At 63.3% G+C, this 1,713-nt stretch carries 2 protein-coding genes; both read right to left on the bottom strand.

Annotation, left to right across the window (positions count from 1 at the left end):
• Window positions 1-739, bottom strand: a 739-nt coding sequence (locus tag EN879_RS34810; protein ID WP_127274655.1) for an NmrA family NAD(P)-binding protein, incomplete at its 3' end; no start/stop codon positions are given.
• 31 nt (window positions 740-770) lie between these two features.
• Window positions 771-1,713, bottom strand: a 943-nt coding sequence (locus EN879_RS34805) for a serine hydrolase domain-containing protein (protein ID WP_164774794.1), incomplete at its 5' end; no start/stop codon positions are given.

The following is a 1,713-nucleotide window of genomic DNA, read 5'->3' as shown; positions in this document are numbered from 1 at the left end:
GCAGTGGGTTACGCGTACCCTGGGCACGGAAGAGGTCCTCCCAGCTTTCGCGCGGGACGATCTCCACCCGCACCGGATGCCCGAGCACTGTTGCGAAAGCCTCGGCGAGATCATTGGGCGAGACCCGCGCCGGGCCCTCCAGTTCCAGGACCCGCTTGCCGGTCCACTCCTCGCGAATCAGATCGGCGGCAAGCCGGCCGATATCCTGCGTCGCCACCATGGCGAAGGTCCTGTCGGCCGGTTGGAGGAAGCTGTGCAGCACGCCTTTGTCGCGGGCCGGGGCGACATCCCAAGCCGCATTTTCCATGAACCAACCGGGCCGCAGGAACGTGATGGGAAGGTCGAGCTTGCCGAGGGCGTCTTCCAGCATCGCCCGCTGGCTCAAGAGATTGTCCTGTAACGCATCGGCGCCGATAGTGGAGAGGCAGACGACCCTTTCCGGGCGGGCAGCAAGGAGAGCAGTGGTCAGGATCTCGTTCTGCCTCGCCGCTTCCGGATAGCCGGGCGCGGGATCGAACTCCGAAGGCGGCAGAATGAAGACGCCCTTGGCGCCCTTGAACGCGGCGGCGAGCCGCGTCGCATCGCCCATGTCGGCGAAAGCAATTTCGCAATCGCAATCTCTCCAGACATCCGCCTTGGCGGGGTCGCGCAGCACCGCGCGGACTGGTTCTCCGGCTTCAATCAGGGCTTTCGCCAGCGCGCCGCCGACCTTGCCAGTAATTCCTGTAATCGCATACATGATGTTCTCCTGGTGTTGAGGTGGGAATTGATCAGGCGAGGCCGTCGTAGAGGCCGCGCTCGAATGTGCCGTAGAGCTTCACGACCTTTTCGTCGTAGAAGGGCAGAAGCTGGGTGAAGATGGCTCCGGTCACCTTCCTGACCGGATCGAGCCAGAAATAGCAGTTGAGCAGGCCGGCCCAGGAAATGCTGCCTGCCGACCGACCGTTCGGACCGGGCAGCGTGTTGATGTCGAACGAATAACCCCACTTGTGGGGCTCGCCTGGAAACTGGTCGAAGCTCTGCGAATAGGCAGGCTGGGCGGTCCGCATGGCCTGGACGTCGAGGTCGCCGATCTGGTTGCGCATCATCGACGCGACCGTTTCCGGCTTCAGCACCCGTACGCCTTTATGAGTGCCTCCGTTCAGCAGCATCCGCAGGAAGGCCATGTAGTCGCGCGGCGTACTGAAGCCGCCGCCGCCGCCCATGAAGAATTCCGGCCGCTGCGGCATTTCGAAGGGAGCGGGCGTCAGGCCGCCGTCTTCGCGACGGTTATGGAAGGTGGCGACCCTGGCCTTCTGCTTGCTTCCGATCAGGAAGCCTGAATCGGTCATGCCGAGCGGGGCGAAGATGTTCTCGAGGAAATAGACTTCCAGAGACTGGTCGCTGACCGCTTCCACCAGCTTTCCGACCCAGTCCATGCTGATGCCGTATTGCCAGCGTTCGCCGGGGTCGAATTCGAGCGGTGCCAGGAAGGCGCCGTTCTTGCACGTGGCGATGTCCGGCATGCCGGTGACGTTCTCGTAGCGGGTCAGTGCATCGCTCCAGATCGAATAGGTATAGCCGGAGGTGTGAGTGAGCAGGTGACGCACCTTGATGGCCCGCTTGGCCGGACGCAGGAGCGGCTGGCCGTCGCCGTCGAAGCCCTCCAACACCATCGGATTGGCGAGTTCCGGCAGATATTTCGCCGCATCGTCCCCGGGATTGATCCTGCCC

Origin of the sequence: Mesorhizobium sp. M7A.F.Ca.AU.002.02.1.1 (genome assembly GCF_003998535.1) — a bacterium.
GTDB classification, from domain to species: Bacteria; Pseudomonadota; Alphaproteobacteria; order Rhizobiales; family Rhizobiaceae; genus Mesorhizobium; species Mesorhizobium ciceri.
Note: the sequence above shows the minus strand (reverse complement) of the source record. Positions and strands in the feature narration are given on the sequence as shown.